Origin of the sequence: Fructilactobacillus sanfranciscensis DSM 20451 (assembly GCF_001436035.1) — a bacterium.
Lineage (GTDB): Bacteria > Bacillota > Bacilli > Lactobacillales > Lactobacillaceae > Fructilactobacillus > Fructilactobacillus sanfranciscensis.
Genome location: NZ_AYYM01000021.1, coordinates 1 through 19,194, shown reverse-complemented (window position 1 = coordinate 19,194; position 19,194 = coordinate 1). Strand labels below are relative to the sequence as shown.

The window sequence follows — 19,194 nt, the reverse complement described above, 5'->3', positions numbered from 1 at the left end:
GCGTAAGCTAAGGTCTTTTTTGTTGTTTTAAATATTTGAGTTAATTTTTTGACTTTGTTAAAAACTTTATTTTATTGTATAATCGATGCAATTACATAAAAGGGTGGGCCATGATGAAAAAGAAGTTTAAATTCACGTTAGGTTGGCAAATTGTTGCTGGATTAATTTTGGGGATTATTTTAGGATTAGTTTGTTATCATAACAAACCGGCAATTACAGCTATGCAAAGTATCGGAACTATGTTCATTGGTTTAATCCAAATGATTGTATTACCAATTGTGGTTTCTTGTTTGACAGTTGGAATTGCCAGTATGGGTGATATTAAAAAAGTTGGCCGTATTGGTGGAAAAACACTGTTGTACTTTGAAATTATGACTACAATAGCAATTATCTTAGGGTTAGTCGTAGCCAATATTTTTCATCCTGGAACGTTTATTGATGTGCATCAAATGCATTCATCTATGGATATTAGCTCATACGTTTCGACCGCAAAGCATTCACAAAATGAGTCCCTTTGGTCAACGTTGATTGCTCTAATTCCAACTAACATTTTTGGCTCCATCTCTAAGGGTGATATGATGCCAGTCATTGTGTTCTCAGTCTTCTTTGGATTAGGAACTGCTGCCATTGGTGAAAAGGGTCAAATTATTGTCGACTTCTTAGGTTCAGTTTCGCAAGTAATGTTTAAAATTACTAACTGGGTCATGCACCTTGCACCAATTGGTGTTTGCGCCTTAATTGGATTAACTTTAGCTGAACTAGGTGTGAAAGTGCTCCTTCCGCTCAGTTATTTTGTTATTACTGTTTACGCAACTATGATTTTCTTCGTTTTTGTGGTTATGGGAATTGTTGCAAAACTTTGTCATTTTAGCCTTTTCAACTTATTACTTGTTATGAAAAATGAAATTGTCCTTTCATTCTCAACTGCTAGTTCTGAAGCTGTAATGCCAAAGATGATGGAAAAAATGGATAAATTTGGGGTTAATCCCTCAATCGTTTCTTTTGTAATTCCGACTGGCTATACCTTTAACTTAGATGGTTCAGCTATCTACCAATCAATTGCTGCCATTTTCTTGGCGCAAGCCTATGGAATTCATCTTTCAATTGGTCAACAAATCACCTTAGTTGTGGTTTTAATGATCACTTCTAAGGGAATGGCTGGAGTTCCAGGAGCATCTTTCGTGGTTCTTTTAGCAACTGTTTCGACAATTGGGGTGCCAATGGCCGGATTAACTTTTATTGCTGGAATTGATCGATTCGTTGATATGGCTAGAACGGTTGTAAACGTTGTTGGTAATTCACTTGCCACAGTGGTAATTGGAACATCTGAACATGAATTTAATCATGATAAAGCCGCTGCTTATGTAAAAGAGCTTAAATCTAAAAAAACTGCATAATAAAAATGAGTTAGCTGATTTCTCAGCTAGCTCATTATTTTTTTATAGTTAAATTATTTGGTTGAATAGCTTGATAGGGGTCATGATGCTTAAGGTATTCAATCGTTAAGTTTTGAATGCTATCGCTAGTTTGTTTAACTAGTTTATCACTACCAAACATCGAATACTCACCACCACCAATTCCACGATAATTATTCATTGCTACTAACAAACTTTGATCATCTGTAACTGTTTTATCATGATAAATTAGTTTCGTAACTCGATGACCAACTGGCTTCGTTAAATCAAATTCGTAGTCAATCCCACTATAAAAATCATAATTGAACATTTGCAATTTAGGCTTCGTGAATTCTGTACTGATGCCAATTTCACCATTTTGCAATGTAAAGAAACTAGCACAACGTTCTAAGGCAGCTTTTAAATCTTTTCCAGTTACTTTTTCTAAGAATGCTAGATTGGGATAAGGATAATTATTAATGATTTCTCGCATAGAAACATTGCGACCGTAGCCATCTAAATCATCGTTAAAGAGGGCTGTACTAGCAATGTCTGCACCTAAGGCATCCATTTGGACTTGATTGATTAATTCTAAATAAGGATGACCATGCAAGCGTGCTTCCATCGGACTAGTAATCCGCATATCTGCACCAGTAACGGTTCCCATTGGTTGATCAAGCCAGTCTTGTACCGTTTCTTCCAATTCTGGGTTAGGCATTAAATCAGGGTCAATTTTAATGGGAGCTGTGTCAATTAATTGACTCTCACTAGATATGACATGATTATCGTTATCAAGTTGAAGCGTAATTTCACCAACATTGGTTCCATGTAGACCTGGTTGAGTTAGTGGGACACCGTTGATTTTAGTAGCTAATTCTCGATGTTGGTGTCCGGTAACAAGTGCGTCAATTCCGGGAACTTCGTTTAATAAACGAGCCCCTTCATTTTCTACAGTATATTTTTCCGTTGGCTCACCAGTCTCTGGATCAGCCTCAATGCCACCATGATAGCTAACAATGACCACGTCAGCTTGTTTACGTAGTTCAGGGACTAATTGTTTAGCAATTGGCAAAATGGAGTTAAACGTTAAACCAGGGATGTTTTTCGCGAGTTCCCAATTCGGAATAAAAGCAGTGGTTAACCCAAGAATTGCAATTTTAATCCCATTTTTTTCAATAATTTGATAAGGTTGTTCAGCAATGCCAGCAGCGATGGCACCATCAATATTGGCCGCTAAAATTGGATAATTTCGGTCTGCTTCACTATTTTTAATGTAATTAAAGCCATAGTTAAACTCATGGTTACCTAATATTCCAGCATCGTACCCAATTTTTCGAGTAATCAAACTCAAGAAAGATTGATGATCAGAATGATCGGCTAAATAACTAGTTAGTGGTGATCCTTGAATCAAGTCACCATTTTCAATGGCCACGACAGTTTCATCGTCTTTAGCATTTTCTTTCGTTTGTTTAATGTAACTTCCAGCTTTTAATAAACCTAATTCAGTTCGATTATCCCGACTACTAAAATCAGTTGGATAAACAAAACCATGGACATCACTGGTTGATAAAATTTTAATTGTCTTCGACATAACGTGGGTGATCCTTCTTCAATTGTTTAATTGACATCATAACGACAAAACTGATTAAGTAACAGATACTCATAAAGATTACCACAGTTGTAACCGTGGATACATCCATAATGTATCCAACTAGTACGGGAGATAAAGTTCCAATTGTTTTGGCAACTGACATAATCGTGTTGTTAGCAGTTGCTCGATTCTTACTAGGATAAAGGTTGCTGACAATTGCACCATAACCACTGTACATTCCGTCTGTTAAGAAACCAACAATTGCACCAGCAATCACGAATTCAATTGGGTTAGTTGCCATAATTAAGAAGAAAACGGAGATAGCCGATCCAACTAAGAAAATCCCGAAAGCTATCCGACTCCCATATTTATCTTGAAGGTAAGCAAAAACTGACATTCCTAATGCCATTCCGACGATTGTGAATACCATCCAAAGAGATGATTTAGCAACGTCAACATGCATTCGTTCTTGTGCAATCGTTGGAAGCCAGTTCATTACAGTACCATAACCAGCAATGTGAATTAAGAACATGATCACAATTCTGATTGATAAGAAGGCTTCGGCAGGTGTAGCAAATAATGACCAAACGTCACCTAATTTAACTTTTTCATCTTTTTTTTCTTCAATTTTATTATCGTTAAAAGACTTACTTTCAGGAAGTCTGAAACGGATGTAAGCAGCTAAAATAACTGGAATAATTCCAATAAAGAAGAGGAGATGCCAGTCAGGAAGAACAACGGCAGCTAGTAATGAGGCAATAATTGCTCCAACTTGGCCAGCGACTCCTGCAGCTGATGAAATTCGTCCCATGTATTTCTTTTGGAAAGCTTCACTAAGCATGGTTAAAGCAATTCCATACTCACCACTAGTTCCTAGTCCAATAATGATTCGGAAAATTAGAAGAAGAGTAAATGAATTAGTGAAACCCATTCCGGCAGTTCCAAATGCATAAATAAAGATTGACCAACTAAGCGTTCTAACTCGACCAAATTTGTCGGCTAAAATACCGAATCCAACTCCACCAACTAATGAACCAACAGCGGTAATGGCTGGAATTAAACCACCTTGTGCTTTTGAAATATGTAATGTTGCAATGATTGATGCTAACGCCAATCCCATAAAAGCAGCGTCCATTCTTTCAAGGATGTAACTTAATCCAGTTGAAAGTGAAACACCTTTTTGGTACTTTGTAAACTTCGAAAAATGCATGAAAACTACCTCCAAATAAAAAAGTGATTTTATAATGGCCTGGTTCAGGCCACACAAAATCACTCTGAATAAAAGTATATTATTATACAATCATCTGGGGAAAGCTTGTGGTTTCTCCGAACCAGTTAAAGCCAATTTCTTTAAAGCTCATAATAACACTCTCAGTAATAATGTCAATTTTTATTTAGTGAAAATTTAATGTTTAAAGTTGAAATCACTGCTTTTAAAGCAGATAATAATTACTATTGAACAGAAGAAAGCAGGTTTTTTAAATGTTTACTGTAACCAATATCATTATTTTAGTCGTAACGAGTATTATTGCCGGAACGATGAATGGAATTGTGGGAATGGCGACGTTAGCGTTATATCCGGCAATGCTCTACGTTGGAATTTCACCAATCACAGCTAATGTAACAATTACCGTTGGATTATTATTTAGTGATACTAGTGCAGTGCTATCATAACGACAAGAACTAAAGAAAAATGTATCTGAATGGGTTAAAATTTCAGCGATTACTGCTGTTGGATCAATTTTTGGTTCAATTATTTTACTATTTACTTCAGCCGAGACTTTCAAAAAAGTGGTTCCCATCATTATTTTGTTTTCCGGAATTTTGATGGTTTTACCTAAAAAACATACTTCTGCTACTGAAGTTAAACGGGGAGTTCAAGTAATGGCGGTTGCTTCATTAATGGCTGTTGGAGTTTATGAAGGGTACTTTGGTGCAGGAACTGGAGTCCTTTTGAATGCCGTTTTGTCGCGGATTACCACGGCTCCGTATGTCGAATACAATGCAACGCGTAATATGGCAGCATTGTGTGCCGATATTTTATCGGTCATCATCTTTGTCTTTACATTGCCAATTGATTGGATGGTTGTTCCAATTATTGCGGTATGTTTATTTGCTGGAGGATATCTCGGACCAATTGTGGTGCGTTTCATTCCTTTCAAGGTCATGCAATATACGATTAGTTGTTTTGCGATTATCGTGGCCCTTTACTTGGGATATCAAGCATTTATGTAAATAATTTTGGGTGTTAATCACATTTATGTGGTTAGCGCTTTATTTATCAGCAATGATTATTGACTTAACTATCACTGCCCTAGTTGGTGGTTTATTAGCGGGACCCTTCAGCAAATGGTTGGCTTGGACTGATCAAATGATGATTATCTTAGTTTTAATTTTAATTAGCTTAGCAATGGTATTAGTCGATTGGAAAAAATTATCATAAATTAGGTTCGTCGTAGTTGGCGAACTTTTTTATTGCCTTAAATTAATGAAAAATAAAAAAGAGTACCCGTTAAGAGGGTACCCTTAAATTTTTTAGTCGTGGTCAAACGACTAATTCCGTTGTCTCCTATAAGAGGTAAACAACATGGAAATCTCACTGATTTGCATAGCTATAATCGTTGTTGCGATTTGTAGCCAACGAAAGTAGAACAAAAGGCACCCATTTGGGTGTCTTTTGCTTTATTATGCTTTTTGATAATTTACAAAAATTGTACGTTTAGTGCTTACCAAATAATCTACCCCAGAACCCTACCTGTTCTTCATGAACTTGTGTGGGTTCTTTTGTTTTATCAACTTCCCTATTATCAGAATTTAAATATCCACCAAGTTCATTGATCTTTTCTTTTAATTGTCGATTCTCTTGGGTAGTTATCAATGATAGCTGTTGCTGCTGATCTAATACTTTATTTAGTTCTGCAATTTGTTGATCTTTAACCCTTAATTGTTCAGCTAAAACGTCAAGCATTTGCTTGTCGACAACATTGTCGTTTTTATCTTGACGTTTTTGGTAATTTTCTTTGTCAAAGCTTTCCAGCACTTTAAGTCCTTCAGAATTAATCTCAAATCTGTTCCAACTCTAGTGATTTAGATATCTTTGAATCATATATATATTTAATTATATTTGGACTGTTTGCTTATTTTTAATTCATCAGCAGTTTTTCTACTTTATTGATTGTTAATTAGCATACAAAAAAGGCGTTATCAGAAGTATATTCCGCAAGGAAACATCAGCTGATAACGTCATTATCGAGTTCTTTTTGTTAATCAATATTATTTACTAAATGGTTCAATCACAACTTTGGTTCCCACTTTATCAGGTTGTGAGAAAGTGTTGTAGAAGTAAATGTTATCAGGCAAACTCATTTGGATACAACCGTGTGAATTAGGGTGACCAAGGCGACCTTGACGACTCATAATTGGTTGGTTATCTTGGTTCATTACGACTGAGTGGAAGAGATAAACTCCGTGATCTTTAAAACTTACGAAGTTTCGTGCGCCTTCAGCAACGTCAGGTTTAGCGTTGTAGAACCACGTTCCGTGTTCTGGTTCAATTGCAAATGTTCCAACTGGAGTAGCAGTTTCTTTTGTACGTTTTCCAGTTGAACAAAGGAATTGTTCAACTAATTTGTTATTTTTATAAATATTCACCTTTTGGTGTTTTTGATTAACCACAATTTTTAAATCTTTAGCAGGAACGTTAGTTAAATCAACGTATTTCTTAGCGGTTGGTTTCTTCCAATCGACCACTTTTTTGCCATTCAACTTAGTATAACTAGGATTTAGTAAATTAGTTTTTTGATTAGCAGAAGTCGTCCCTGTTAAAAAGAATAACGAAGCGACGATGCTTAAACAACCAACTAGTAAAGCTAATCTTACCTTTTTCATCATGTAAATCCTTTTTTTCTTGTTCTATTTGCAACCATTAATAATAGTTTAACACACCAAAAATAACTCTGTGATTTAGCAGAGTTATTTTAGTAATTCAGAATAATGTGAAATATTTTTAATGATTTGTGCAATTCGGTTACGATAATAAACTTGTTCAGATTCTGCCAATTCTGGAATAAAGTTACCGTCTTCAGCAAATACTTTTTGAATGTTAGCAAGTTGTAAATTATGGTTCAAAGTAATCATATTGAGAACTTGGAAAACGGGTAATAAAGCCATCATACCTAATAATCCGCCAACTTTTCCCATTGAGTAGCTAATGACTTGAACTGGTTTGCCGTCCATACCCTTTAAATAATCCAAGGCTGTTTTTAAAGCACCTGGAATGGAGTAGTCATATTCAGGAGCTAAGATTAAAACTCCGTCCGCATCAGAAACATCGTTGACCCATTGCTTGGCATTTTCTGGCAAGTTGTTGGGGTATTCAGGGGTTGCTAATGGAGGTATTGGTTGATTATAAGGTTTCAATTGATAATCTCCAACCTTGATAAAGGTTAATTGAATCCCATTTTCGGCTTCCAATTCAAGCCGATTGTTTTTTAAATAAGTAAATAAGCGATTTCCCATAGAAGGTTCTCGCACGCTACCTAAGATTACGTTAATTTTAGTCATCATCATGCCATCCTTTAATTAATATACTATTAGTATACCACTTTCTTTTAGTAAGTTGTTTAAATTAGTTTAAACTTTTAATCCATTCTTGATAATGGGCTTCTTCATCAGTTGGTTGGTAAGTTCCTGCGGCAAAATGATGGTCAAATAAATCTTTTGCATCAATTGTGAAAGTACCTAGTTCAGTAGCGTTTGCAATTAATTGAAGGTGTAAATCATTCCCCGTTTTTTGGACATGAACCTTAACCATGCCACCAGGATTGTAAACCGTAATAATACGATCAAAATCACCTTCATAATGGTTTAAAGCGTAGGCTAAACTAGTCGAAGTCATTCCAGTTCCACAGGCATTTGTGAATCCCACACCACGTTCAAAAGTGCGCACGAAGAGGGTATCAGGAGCTAGGATGTTAGCAAAGTTAACGTTTACTCCGTCAGTAAAATACGGATTTTCTCCGTTCAAATAAGTTCCCAATCTTTTTAATTTATCGGTTTTTAAAACTGCATCCGACACAAAACTAATTAAATGAGGATTCGGTAATGCAATTGCTGTAAAACTTAAGCGATCATCTAATTGCGGTAACATTTGGTCGTGAATTTCGTCGGTCCCTAGTTTTTCAAAGGGAAAATCGTTGTGGTCAAACCGGACTGGTGAAATTTGGACTCCATAAGCAGGGACTTGGTCCGCTAAATCGGCTTCTTTTTCCACGTCTAAATCGGCATCTTGCGTTTCCACTTTAAACTTGGTTTTGCCAAATTTTTCGGCTAAATAACGGGTGACGGTTCGCAAGCCATTTCCACACATTGACGCTAAACTTCCATCAGCATTAACCACTGTCATTTTCCCTAAACAATCTTGATGGTCAGAATCTTGAACGACTAAAATCCCGTCGATATTGTTTAAATCGGGATTATCACCGGCCTTCATCGCTACTGCTAATTTAGAAATTTCTGCAAAAGTTGGTTGTTGTTCAAATTGAGTTAAGTCAAAGAGAAAAAAGGTGTTTTCGGATCCATGGACCTTAAGTAATTTTGTCATAAATGTAGACCTTTCTAATCGATAATTCGATTATTATCAAAGAAGTGTTGATACACTAATTTTACCGCTTGTTCGGCATCAGATTCATTAGTTCCTAACATAATTGCAATTTTGGAAGCCCCTTGGTTAATCATGTGAATTTTAATTTCGTGATCACTAATTGGACGGATAATATCTTCGATGGTGTGGGGACTTTTTTGCATTCCCTCTCCCACAATCATAATGATGGCATAATCGTTAATCCATTCCAATTGATCAGGATTCAAGACCTCTTGAATTTCAGCACACATTTGTTCAATTAGTTCAGGTGTAAATTGACGTTTATCAAAAATGATAGTTAAATCATCAATCCCGGAAGGCATGTGCTCGTAAGAAATATTGTATTTATATAAAATTTGCAATAATTTTAGGGTAAAACCAGTTTCTTTATTTAACAAGTAACGATGTAAGTAGAGAGCTGCAAATCGTTTTGAACTAGCAACCCCAGTTACTAAACCAGTTGGCTTGAAAGTTCTTTCGGGCACAATCATCGTTCCTGGTAAGTCGGGATGATTAGTATTGCGAACGTTGATAGGAATTTGAGCTTCAATTGCAGGTAAAATTGCTTCATCATGAAAAACAGAGAATCCGGCGTATGATAATTCTCGCATTTCACGATACGTCATGACTTTAATGCTTTTTGGGTTTTGAACCATTCGTGGATCCACCGAATAAATGGCATCTACATCAGTAAAGTTTTCGTAGACATCAGCGTCTAGCCCTTTAGCCACAATCGATCCAGTAATGTCAGAACCACCACGGGAAAAAGTTGCAATTTGACCTGTTTCAGTAAAACCAAAAAAACCAGGAAAAACTAAGTGTTGTTCGGGATTACGAAATTGCGCTAAGTTAGCATAGGTAGCATCTAAAACATGAGCATCTTGCGCATTATCGCTCACTAAAAAGCCCACTTCTTTTGGATCCATAAACTGGGTTGGCATACCAATTTTATTTAATACAGCGGTCAATAGGAAGGCGTTTAGATACTCACCTTGCGCCTTAAATCCGGCCATTAAAAATTCATCATCAGAGTAGGTTTGCAATGGTAAGGATTGAATTGTAGTTGCAATTCTTTCCATGACATTTTCAGGTAACTGAAAGTGGTCAGCAATTGCTTGATAACGTTTAATAATTTCTGTTTGCGTATTTTCAAAAGGTTCGTGATTAAGGAATTGATTTGCATATTTGATTAAGAGATCAGTTACTTTTATGTCGCCTTTAAAACGAGTTCCAGGAGCTGAGACGACAACTGCTTTTCGTTCGGAATCACTTTTAATAATTTTAATAATTTGTTCAAAATGGTCTGCATCAGCTAAGGAGCTACCACCAAATTTTACAACTTTCATTTAATTCACCTCGTAAATTTGTTATTCAGAAATTATCACTATTTTAATAACTCGGCAACCTTTTGGGGAATAAAATACGACAATTATCTTGTTTAGTATATAGAAATAAAGAAATTTACGAATGATTCATTAAATCTGGGAAAAGTATTGACGAAAGTAACTGAATTCGTTATGCTTTAATAAATCAAATAGAGGTCGCAAATAATAAGATTAGTTTGGGGAGTTACCATTAGACGATGAAACAAACGAAAGGGTTATTTGCCGAAGCACTAAGTTAAATGGAACTTAGCAAGCTGGGACATAGTTGAATAAGCTATGGACTGTCGGAATTATTTCCGGGGAGCTATGTATAATCGATTCTGAAAGTGTTTTAAAAGAGTCTATTTTTGCGGAGCTTTCGTGAAATAGACTCTTTTTTGTTTTTAAATTCGATTTAATAAAAACTGGAGGATCCATAAATGTTGGATAGCAATGAAGTTCAAGATAATCAATTAATGATTGGTGGCATCCTGGCTACTGATTTAGCAGCTCAATATGGGACAGCCTTACAGGTTTATGACATTAGTAAAGTTAGAAGTCAGATTCATGCATTCCAACGTGTTTTTAAGGAAAATGACATTGACTACGCGGTTAGTTATGCCAGCAAAGCCTTTGCTTGTATTGCCATGTACCAAGTTTTAGCACAGGAAAATGCTCATGCGGATGTCGTTTCTGGTGGTGAACTTTATACTGCTATTAAAGCTGGTTTCCCAATGGATCACATTAGTTTTCACGGAAATAACAAGTCTCGTGAAGAACTTGAAATGGCCGTTGACAATCATGTTGGGGTAATCATTTTAGATAATTTCTATGAAATTCAATTATTGAGTGAAGTTTTAGCTACAAAAAACGAAACGATTGATGTTATGTTACGAGTTTCGCCAGCTGTATCCGCTCATACTCATGAATTTATCCAAACCGGTCAACAAGATAGTAAATTTGGTTTTGATATCTTAACTGGCCAAGCTGATGAAGTTTTACAACAAGTTTTAAAGGAACCTAACATGAACTTAGTGGGAGTCCATTCTCATATTGGTTCGCAAATCTTTGAAACGGATGGTTTTAAGATTGAAACCGAAAAATTAGTTAAGTTAATGCAACACTGGAATGATGATTTTGGCTACATGCCTTCAATCATCAACGTTGGTGGGGGATTCGGAATTAAGTATACAGATGCTGATCATCCCATTCGTCCAGAAGATTTTGTGCAACAAATTTTAACCACTTTACGTCACGAAACAGAAAGTCGCAATTTACCACTTCCTGCTGTGTGGATTGAACCAGGTCGTTCAATTGCTGGGCCAGCAGGAACCACTCTTTACACCGCTGGATCAAGTAAGGATATTCCTGAAATCAGAAAGTACGTTGCTGTTGATGGAGGAATGGGTGATAACATCCGTCCCGCTTTATACGGCGCTGATTACGATGCTGTGGTGGCAAACGATGTCCATGATGACAACGTTGAATTAGTAACCATCGCTGGAAAATACTGTGAATCGGGAGATATTTTGATTAAAGATATCGAACTTCCTGTTTTACATCCTGGTGACGTAATCGCCGTGCTTGCTACTGGTGCTTACGGTTATTCAATGGCTTCCAATTATAATCTTAACCCCCGTCCAGCAGTAGTATTTGTGGAAAATGGTAAATCACAAATTGCAATTGAACGAGAAACTTACGCTGACCTAATTCATTTAGACAAAAAATTAGATATTTAAGAGGAGAAAAACATGACTGAACTAAACGCTCACGAAATTATTCAATACATCTCAAATGCCAAAAAGAAAACTCCCGTTAAAGTTTACTTAAAGGGTGACTTAGCAAAAATTGATTTTCCTGATACCATTAAGACTTTCATCAATGGCAACACTGGAGTAATTTTTGGGGACTGGGCCGCAGTTGAACCCATCTTAACTAATCATGCTGACCAAATCGAAGCTTCTGAAATTGAAAGTGATGGCAGAAACTCAGCTGTTCCATTATTGAACACCAAAAATATTGATGCCCGAATTGAACCAGGTGCTGTAATTCGTGACCAAGTTAAAATTGGGAAAGATGCCGTGATTATGATGGGAGCTTTAATCAACATCGGTGCTGAAATTGGTGAAGCATCAATGATTGATATGGGTGCCGTGCTTGGTGGTCGTGCCTTAGTTGGAAAACACTGTCACATTGGTGCTGGTGCCGTTTTAGCTGGAGTAATTGAACCAGCTAGTGCCGAACCAGTTCGAATTGACGATGATGTATTAGTTGGTGCAAATGCCGTTGTGATTGAAGGAGTTCATGTCGGTAAAGGGGCAGTCGTTGCTGCTGGTGCGGTCGTTACCAAAGACGTTGAACCTTACACAGTCGTTGCTGGGATGCCTGCTAAAAAAATCAAAGACGTAAACCAACAAACCATTGATAAGACTAAATTAGAAGACGATTTAAGAGGTTAGACAATATGGTAGAGCTTGATCAAGATTTACGTAAAATTTATCAAGACTTACATCAAATTCCCGAATTAGCCTTACACGAATTTGAAACTCATGACTATTTAATGAAACAAATCAAACAATTTACTGCTGATACTGATTTTACTGAAATCAAAGTACCAGAAGAATTATCAACTGCGATTCTAGTGTTATTCCACGGTTCTAGTCCCAAACGCACGATTGGTTATCGAACCGACATTGATGCACTCCCTACTAATGAAGAAACGGGATTAAGTTTTGCATCGCAACATCCTGGGAAGATGCACGCCTGTGGGCACGACATCCATATGACAGTGGCATTAGGCACGTTACGTTATTTTGCCAAACATCAACCACAAGACAACCTCTTGTTTTTCTTCCAACCAGCCGAAGAAAGTGAAAATGGAGGGAAATTAGCCTACGAAGATGGTGTCTTTACTGATCAATGGCGTCCGGATGAATTTTATGGATTACACGATAATCCGCAACTGGATGCTGGCACGATTGGTTGTCGGATGGGGACCTTATTTGCTGGAACCACGGAAGTTGACGTTGATTTCACTGGAGTACAAGGCCATGCTGCATATCCGCAATTCGCTAACGATATGATTGTGGCTGCTAGTCAATTTATTAATCAAGTACAAACGATTGTTTCGCGAAGTGTCGATCCGATTGAAGGAGGCGTCATTACCTTTGGTCAGTTTGAAGCGGGAACAATTCGCAATGTGATTTCGGGTTCTGCTCATTTAAAGGGCACGATTCGGGGCTTAACCCAAACCATGATTGAACACATTGATGAACGGTTACAAGAGGTCACCAATGGAATTGCAACTAGCTACGGATGTAAAGTTGATTTGAAATTAAATCAAGGTGGCTATTTACCCGTTGAAAACAATCCGAAACTAACCGCTGATTTCATCAATTGTATGGAAGAAAATCCCGAAGTTACTTATCAAGAAACTGAACCGGCAATGACTGGAGAAGACTTTGGTTATTTATTATCTAAAATTCCGGGAACCATGTTTTGGTTAGGAATTGGTGATCCAGATCATCAACTTCATTCCAGTCAATTAGTGCCAGATACTAAAGCCATTCAACCTGGGATTTCTGCCATTACTGGATTTTTAACTCATCGAATGAACGAAAAGGAGTAATTCATGTTTAATAATGCTGATATTATCACTGCACTTGTCACTCCATTTGATTGCCATGATCAAATTAATTTTACTGCTTTAGCAGAATTAACTGATCGTTTGTTGCAAGAAGGTGGCACTGGTTTCTTAATTGGGGGAACCACTGGAGAAACTCCAACGTTATCTCATGCTGAAAAAATTGAACTTTACCAAAAGTTTGTTGAAATTGTTGCTGGTCGTGCTCCTATCATTGCGGGAACGGGAAATAATAGTACGCAAGGTACAATCGATTTCACCCAAGAAGTAGCTCAAATTCCGGGAATTGATGCTGCTTTAGTAGTCGTTCCTTACTACAACAAACCCAACCAAATTGGGATGAAAGCCCACTTCAAAGCCGTGGCCGATGCTTCTGATTTGCCAATTATTATGTACAATATTCCAGGTAGAACTGGAGTAACGATGGATGTTGATACGATTATCGAATTGAGTCACTATCCTAATATTATCGGAGTAAAACAATGTGGTTCAATGGAAGACTTTGAACGAATTGTGGAAAATACACCGGATGATTTCCTTACATATACTGGTGAAGATCCTCAAGCTTTATTTGCCAAAACAGTGGGTGGACAAGGAGTTATTTCAGTGGCTTCCCACCTTTACATGCCAGATTTACGCCGGATGTACCAATTAATGAATAGTGATATTCAATTAGCTGGACAAATTCAACGTGAATTAACCCCTAAGATGCAAGCATTATTCATGTTCCCATCACCTTCACCTGTAAAATTCTTATTGAATCATGACTGGTTAAACGTTGGTGGGTCTCGTTTACCAATTGTTGATTTAAATGAAAAGCAACAAAATGAATTATTAGTAGCTGTAGGCGAAAAGGAGACGGAAAATGACTAAAGTTTTAGTTTCTGGATTTAGAGGTTCAATGGGAACCCAAGCTTGTAAGATGATTGAAACTGATCCTGAATTAGAATTAGTGGCCGTATACAGTCCTAATTTGAAAACAACGGATGCGGCTGACTACGGTTTGCCAACTGACTGTAAAGTGTTTAACCAATTAGCTGACATTCAAACGGATGCTGATGTCTGGGTTGATTTTTCGATTCCAACTGGCGCCTTTGAAAATGCTAAATTTGCGTTAGATCACAACATGGTACCCGTGATTGGAACGAGTGGAATGACCGAAGCCCAAGTTGCGGAACTAGAAAAGCTTGCCGAACAAACGAATACCAAAGGTTTAATTGTGCCTAACTTTGGTTTATCAGCAGTGCTTTTAATGCAATTTGCTAAACAAGCGGCGAAGTATTTCCCTGATGCCGAAATTATCGAAATGCACCATGCTGATAAAAAGGATGCACCTTCGGGAACTGCGATTAATACTGCTAAAATGATTGTGGCCGGTCGTGAATCTAAAGGAACTGAATATCCGACGGTTGAAACACTTCCGGGAGCACGTGGTGCCGATTATGAAGGCGTTCACATTCATGCCGTTCGGTTACCTGGCTATGTGGCTCATGAAGAAGTACTTTTTGGTGGTCAAGGTGAAGCCTTAACCATTCGCCAAGATTCTTTTGATCGTGCTTCATTTATGCATGGGTTAAACATTGCCATTAAAAACATTCAAAAACTTACTGGATTTGAAATTGGATTAGAAAACGTTTTATAAAAAAGAGGATAACTAACTATGAGAGAGTATAATGTTGCAATTTTAGGTGCTACTGGTGCCGTCGGAACGCGAATGATTGACCAATTGGAAAAATCATCGATTCCCGTTAAAAATGTTAAATTTTTAGCTTCCAGCCGTTCAGCTGGTAAAGTTCTACAATTCAAAGGACAAGATGTGGTAGTTGAAGAAACCACTCCCGAAGTTTTTGATGATGTCGACATCGTGTTGGCTTCTGCTGGTGGAGCAGCTTCAAAAAAATTCTTACCAGAAGCTGTGAAACGTGGTGCCGTTGCGGTTGATAATACCAGTGCGTTCCGGATGGATCCTGAAGTTCCCTTGGTTGTTCCTGAAGTTAACGAACAAGCAATTTACGATCACAAGGGAATTATTGCCAATCCTAATTGTTCAACCATCCAAATGGTAGTTGCTTTACAACCAATTAAGGAAGTTGCTGGTTTGAAACAAGTAATCGTTTCTACATATCAAGCAGGTTCAGGTGCTGGTCAAATGGCTATTAAAGAACTTGATAATGAAGCACAACAACATCTTGATGGTAAACCAATGACTGCTGAAATTTTCCCAGTCAAAGGGGAAAAGAAACATTATCCTTTAGCTTTTAACCTTCTTCCTCAGATCGATGTTTTCGAAGAAGATGGTTCTACTCATGAAGAATGGAAAATGGTTCATGAAACTAAGAAGATTATGTCAGGTGATATGAACTCTGATGAAATCAAAGTTAACGCAACCTGTGTTCGAGTTCCTGTTGTGATTGGTCATGGAGAATCAGTGTTCTTTGAAGTTGAAGATCCAAGCAAATTAGATACTAAAAAAGTCCAGGAATTAATCAAAAATGGTAAAGGATTAGTCCTTCAAGATGATCCCGCTAACCAAATTTATCCTCAACCAATTGATGCTGAAAATCATACTGAAACCTTTGTTGGTCGAGTAAGAGAAGATCCTGAAAATCCTGGTAGTTACAATATGTGGGTCGTAGCAGATAACTTGTTAAAAGGTGCCGCTGCTAACACAGTTCAAATTGCCGAAAAATTAGTTGAACATGATTTAGTTCATGTCCCTGATGAATATTATGGAAAATAAGTTTTAATTTGATGTAAATCCTAGTCCAACAGCTGTTTAGACGGCTATTAGACTGGGATTTTTGTTTTAAAAATTGTAAGTATAAGTATATAATCAAGCTTAGAGAAAAATTAAATTATGGGAATGTAGTGCAGATTATGGAAAATAACAAAGTTAAACATCGTTTTATTACTGGATTTACCGGTCTTAGAGCGCTTGCAGTAATTGGCGTGATTTTATATCATTTCAATCCACAATTATTCAGTGGGGGTTATTTAGGCGTTCCCATTTTTCTAACATTATCTGGGTACTTAGTTACTGATCATTTAATTGGTGAATATCAGCAAACAAATACTTTTGATTATGGTAATTTTTGGTATAAACGAATTAAAAAGTTGTATCCGACGTTAATTATGATGTTGTTTGCAACGGCTGCCTACATTACCTTTTTCCAAAGAAATCTGTTAGCTAATTTATGGCAAAGCATTGTAACTAATTTAACTTATACATATAACTGGTACGAAATTTTAAATGGGCAATCTTATTTTCAAAATTTTGCTGGATCACAGTCACCTTTTACGCATTTGTGGACGTTGGCAGTTGAAGGGCAATTCTATTTAATTTGGCCCTTGATTGTGATGTTAATTTTGCGATCCTTTAATAAAGGTCGACAAAAGAGTGAAGCACTTAATCAAAAACAAGTTTTATATGTTGCGTTAGGCTTATCACTGTTTTCTATCATTGAAATGGCTTTGTTATATCAACACGGAGTTGATCCTAGTCGGGTTTATTATGGAACTGATACGCGGATGTTTTCAATTTTATTGGGAGCAGCACTTGCTGTGATTTGGCCTAGTAATCGAATTATGCATCATGCCGGTAAAGAACAAAATGTGTTTTTTAACGTTATTGGAGGAATTGGCCTATTTTTAATGGCTATTTTAGTCTTTACAGTTGGGGCTCAATCAACTTTTCTTTATCGTGGTGGGATGGTTCTCTTTTCTTTAGCAACCGTGTTAACTATGTGGGCAGTGGTTACTAACGCTGGTTTTTGGAACAAAAGATTGACTAATCCCATTTTTAATTGGATTGGTTCACGAAGTTATGAAATTTATGTTTATCAACTACCAGTTTTTGTGTTCTTTGGTGATAAATTTAAGAATATTGCTGATCATCAATTAATTTATGGAATTGTTGAATTATTATTGATTGGAGTTGTCTCAGAATTATCATATCGTTGCATTCAAATTCCGTTTGGACATTATGATTATCGAGCACTATTTCATAAAATTATTGCATACATCAAAAAATTATCTAAACTACAAATTGTGTTATTTGTAATTTTAACGTTTGGAATGTTTGGTATTATTCAATCAACATTGATTAATCCTCATCAAGCCAATCATACTCAATTAGCTAAGCGAATTAAGGAAAATTCACAAAAAGAAAAAGATCATAATAAACAATTAGCTGAAAAAATCAAAAGTAAGCAAGCCATTAAACGTCCCCAAGCAGATGTTACTGAATTTGAAAAAGAAGGTTTAAGTGCAACGCAGCTCAACGAAGCCGAAAAATTCTCTGGTTGTGCTGTGGGTGATTCTGTAATGTTGTCTGGACGAGATGATTTACAAAAGATTTTTCCAAGACTCTATATTGATGCTGCGGTTTCGCGACAAACGACTGATGGAGTTTCAACTCTTCAAGGTCTATCGAATCAAGGTTTGATGGGTAAAAATATCATTATCGGGTTAGGAACTAATGGTGAAATTAAAGACGATACCATTAAACAGATTATGCAAATTGCTGGGTCAAAACGACATGTCTATTGGATTAATGTGCATGTTCCAACTCAACCTTGGCAAAACACAGATAACGACACCTTAAATAATGCACAAAAGCAATATCATAATTTAACGGTGATTGACTGGAATGATTACATTAAAGATCATCCAGATTGGTTATATAGTGATTCAACTCATCCTAATCAAACAGGGTCAGTTAAATATGCTAGTTTCATTGCTAATGAAATTTTGAAAAAATAATATAATAAATAAAGCTGAATTCATTATGAATTCAGCTTTTTTTTTTAAAATTATGTTCTTATTGTTTACAAATCAGTTTTTTTGTTAAGGTTTTAACCGTTATTTAACCTATTTAATTTTAAATAACAATCGTGCTAAACAATTTTCGACTGTTTATTTAGGTACTTTTAAGGAGAATTATTATATGGAAAGCTTTAAGAAAGCAATTAAAAAACGTAATAAAGTTTCATGGGAAACTGGAGAAACTAAGCAACGCTATAAATTAATTAAAAGTAAACGTGGTTGGTTAAGTATTGCAATGGGAATTACTTTTGCATCAATGGGAATTGTTGGTGGTGGACTCCACGTATCAGCCGATACCAATTCACAAGTAGTTAGTGCAGATGTAAAAGCAGCTAATCAGGATAACGCTCCGGTAGCTGGTGACGGTGTTAATTCTAATCAAGTCAATCTTTCAAAATCATCTGCAAAAGATGATACTAAAAATGAAAATGACACAAGTAAAACTACTGAAACAAATCCAGAAACAGCACCTCAAAATGAAGTAAAAGCTCAAGAACAACCAACTTCTGAATTAACTAATGAAGTTCAGGATAATTCTGAACCTGCTAAAACACAGACAACTGATGAAAATAAATCAGAGCAAAGTCAACCTAATTCAACTGATGAAGTTAAAAATGATGATTCAAGTAATCAAATGCCATCAAATAATGATAAAGACTCTAATGATTTAGTCAAATTGTATAGTGGAGTATATGCAGATACAACTTCTAATCAAGCTGGATGTAAGCTGATTCCTG

Annotated in this window: 18 protein-coding genes, 1 pseudogene and 1 riboswitch; of the genes and pseudogenes, 12 read left to right on the top strand and 7 right to left on the bottom strand. The window is 36.5% G+C overall.

Annotated features, from left to right (window positions below; translation table 11 throughout):
* Positions 1-110: 110 nt before the first annotated feature.
* Positions 111-1,397: a cation:dicarboxylate symporter family transporter gene (locus tag FD36_RS05260; RefSeq protein WP_420889716.1), complete on the top strand. Its 1,287-nt coding sequence runs from the start codon at positions 111-113 to the stop codon at positions 1,395-1,397.
* 34 nt (positions 1,398-1,431) lie between these two features.
* Here FD36_RS05260 and FD36_RS05255 read toward each other — a convergent pair whose 3' ends face one another.
* Both FD36_RS05255 and FD36_RS05250 read right to left on the bottom strand, forming a co-directional pair.
* A complete protein-coding gene (locus tag FD36_RS05255; RefSeq protein ID WP_056958550.1) occupies positions 1,432-2,985 on the bottom strand; it encodes a bifunctional metallophosphatase/5'-nucleotidase in 1,554 nt (517 codons plus the stop codon).
* Positions 2,969-4,258, bottom strand: coding sequence for an MFS transporter (locus FD36_RS05250; protein WP_225416446.1), 1,290 nt, complete (start codon positions 4,256-4,258; stop codon positions 2,969-2,971). The genes FD36_RS05255 and FD36_RS05250 overlap by 17 nt, the downstream gene beginning before the upstream one ends.
* A 209-nt stretch (positions 4,259-4,467) precedes the next feature.
* On the opposite strand from FD36_RS05250, the gene FD36_RS06690 reads away from it, so the two are divergent.
* The 3 genes and pseudogenes from FD36_RS06690 to FD36_RS05235 all read left to right on the top strand — a co-directional run bounded on the left by FD36_RS06690 (position 4,468) and on the right by FD36_RS05235 (position 5,428).
* Positions 4,468-4,659: a hypothetical protein gene (locus tag FD36_RS06690; protein WP_081462379.1), complete on the top strand. Its 192-nt coding sequence runs from the start codon at positions 4,468-4,470 to the stop codon at positions 4,657-4,659.
* 30 nt (positions 4,660-4,689) lie between these two features.
* A pseudogene (locus FD36_RS05240) lies at positions 4,690-5,220 on the top strand (sulfite exporter TauE/SafE family protein); the annotation flags it as partial.
* 25 nt (positions 5,221-5,245) lie between these two features.
* The gene (locus FD36_RS05235) at positions 5,246-5,428 is read left to right on the top strand and encodes a hypothetical protein (RefSeq protein WP_014081392.1); all 183 of its coding nucleotides are present in this window, start codon (positions 5,246-5,248) and stop codon (positions 5,426-5,428) included.
* Between the two features lie 276 nt (positions 5,429-5,704).
* Here FD36_RS05235 and FD36_RS05230 read toward each other — a convergent pair whose 3' ends face one another.
* The 5 genes from FD36_RS05230 to FD36_RS05210 all read right to left on the bottom strand — a co-directional run bounded on the left by FD36_RS05230 (position 5,705) and on the right by FD36_RS05210 (position 9,972).
* A complete protein-coding gene (locus FD36_RS05230) occupies positions 5,705-6,025 on the bottom strand; it encodes a DUF536 domain-containing protein (RefSeq protein ID WP_056958543.1) in 321 nt (106 codons plus the stop codon).
* Between the two features lie 233 nt (positions 6,026-6,258).
* Positions 6,259-6,876 (bottom strand): L,D-transpeptidase, encoded by a 618-nt coding sequence (locus FD36_RS05225; protein WP_082610623.1) that lies wholly within the window; start codon positions 6,874-6,876, stop codon positions 6,259-6,261.
* 81 nt (positions 6,877-6,957) lie between these two features.
* Complete coding sequence (locus tag FD36_RS05220) at positions 6,958-7,554, bottom strand: NADPH-dependent FMN reductase (RefSeq protein WP_081462380.1); 597 nt, start codon at positions 7,552-7,554, stop codon at positions 6,958-6,960.
* Positions 7,555-7,612: 58 nt separating this feature from the next.
* On the bottom strand, positions 7,613-8,587 hold the full coding sequence (dapF, locus tag FD36_RS05215; protein ID WP_056958539.1) for a diaminopimelate epimerase: 975 nt from the start codon (positions 8,585-8,587) through the stop codon (positions 7,613-7,615).
* A gap of 14 nt (positions 8,588-8,601) precedes the next feature.
* Positions 8,602-9,972, bottom strand: a complete 1,371-nt coding sequence (locus FD36_RS05210; RefSeq protein ID WP_056958537.1) for an aspartate kinase — start codon at positions 9,970-9,972, stop codon at positions 8,602-8,604.
* Positions 9,973-10,153: 181 nt separating this feature from the next.
* A riboswitch (Lysine riboswitch) is annotated at positions 10,154-10,326 on the top strand.
* A 104-nt stretch (positions 10,327-10,430) separates the two neighbouring features.
* Here FD36_RS05210 and lysA point away from each other — a divergent pair.
* The 8 genes from lysA to FD36_RS05170 all read left to right on the top strand — a co-directional run.
* Positions 10,431-11,729: a diaminopimelate decarboxylase gene (gene lysA, locus FD36_RS05205; protein ID WP_056958534.1), complete on the top strand. Its 1,299-nt coding sequence runs from the start codon at positions 10,431-10,433 to the stop codon at positions 11,727-11,729.
* Positions 11,730-11,741: 12 nt separating this feature from the next.
* Complete coding sequence (gene dapD / locus FD36_RS05200) at positions 11,742-12,449, top strand: 2,3,4,5-tetrahydropyridine-2,6-dicarboxylate N-acetyltransferase (protein ID WP_014081399.1); 708 nt, start codon at positions 11,742-11,744, stop codon at positions 12,447-12,449.
* A 5-nt stretch (positions 12,450-12,454) separates the two neighbouring features.
* The gene (locus tag FD36_RS05195; protein ID WP_056958532.1) at positions 12,455-13,618 is read left to right on the top strand and encodes an N-acetyldiaminopimelate deacetylase; all 1,164 of its coding nucleotides are present in this window, start codon (positions 12,455-12,457) and stop codon (positions 13,616-13,618) included.
* 3 nt (positions 13,619-13,621) lie between these two features.
* Positions 13,622-14,506, top strand: a complete 885-nt coding sequence (dapA, locus tag FD36_RS05190) for a 4-hydroxy-tetrahydrodipicolinate synthase (RefSeq protein ID WP_056958531.1) — start codon at positions 13,622-13,624, stop codon at positions 14,504-14,506.
* Positions 14,499-15,275 (top strand): 4-hydroxy-tetrahydrodipicolinate reductase, encoded by a 777-nt coding sequence (gene dapB, locus FD36_RS05185; RefSeq protein ID WP_056958529.1) that lies wholly within the window; start codon positions 14,499-14,501, stop codon positions 15,273-15,275. The genes dapA and dapB overlap by 8 nt, the downstream gene beginning before the upstream one ends.
* A gap of 18 nt (positions 15,276-15,293) precedes the next feature.
* Positions 15,294-16,373 carry an aspartate-semialdehyde dehydrogenase gene (locus tag FD36_RS05180; RefSeq protein ID WP_056958527.1) on the top strand — a complete coding sequence of 360 codons (1,080 nt, stop codon included), beginning with the start codon at positions 15,294-15,296 and terminating at the stop codon, positions 16,371-16,373.
* 137 nt (positions 16,374-16,510) lie between these two features.
* Positions 16,511-18,394: an acyltransferase family protein gene (locus FD36_RS05175; RefSeq protein ID WP_056958525.1), complete on the top strand. Its 1,884-nt coding sequence runs from the start codon at positions 16,511-16,513 to the stop codon at positions 18,392-18,394.
* A gap of 184 nt (positions 18,395-18,578) precedes the next feature.
* A partial coding sequence (locus tag FD36_RS05170) for a hypothetical protein (protein WP_156402038.1) occupies positions 18,579-19,194 on the top strand: 616 nt, incomplete at its 3' end.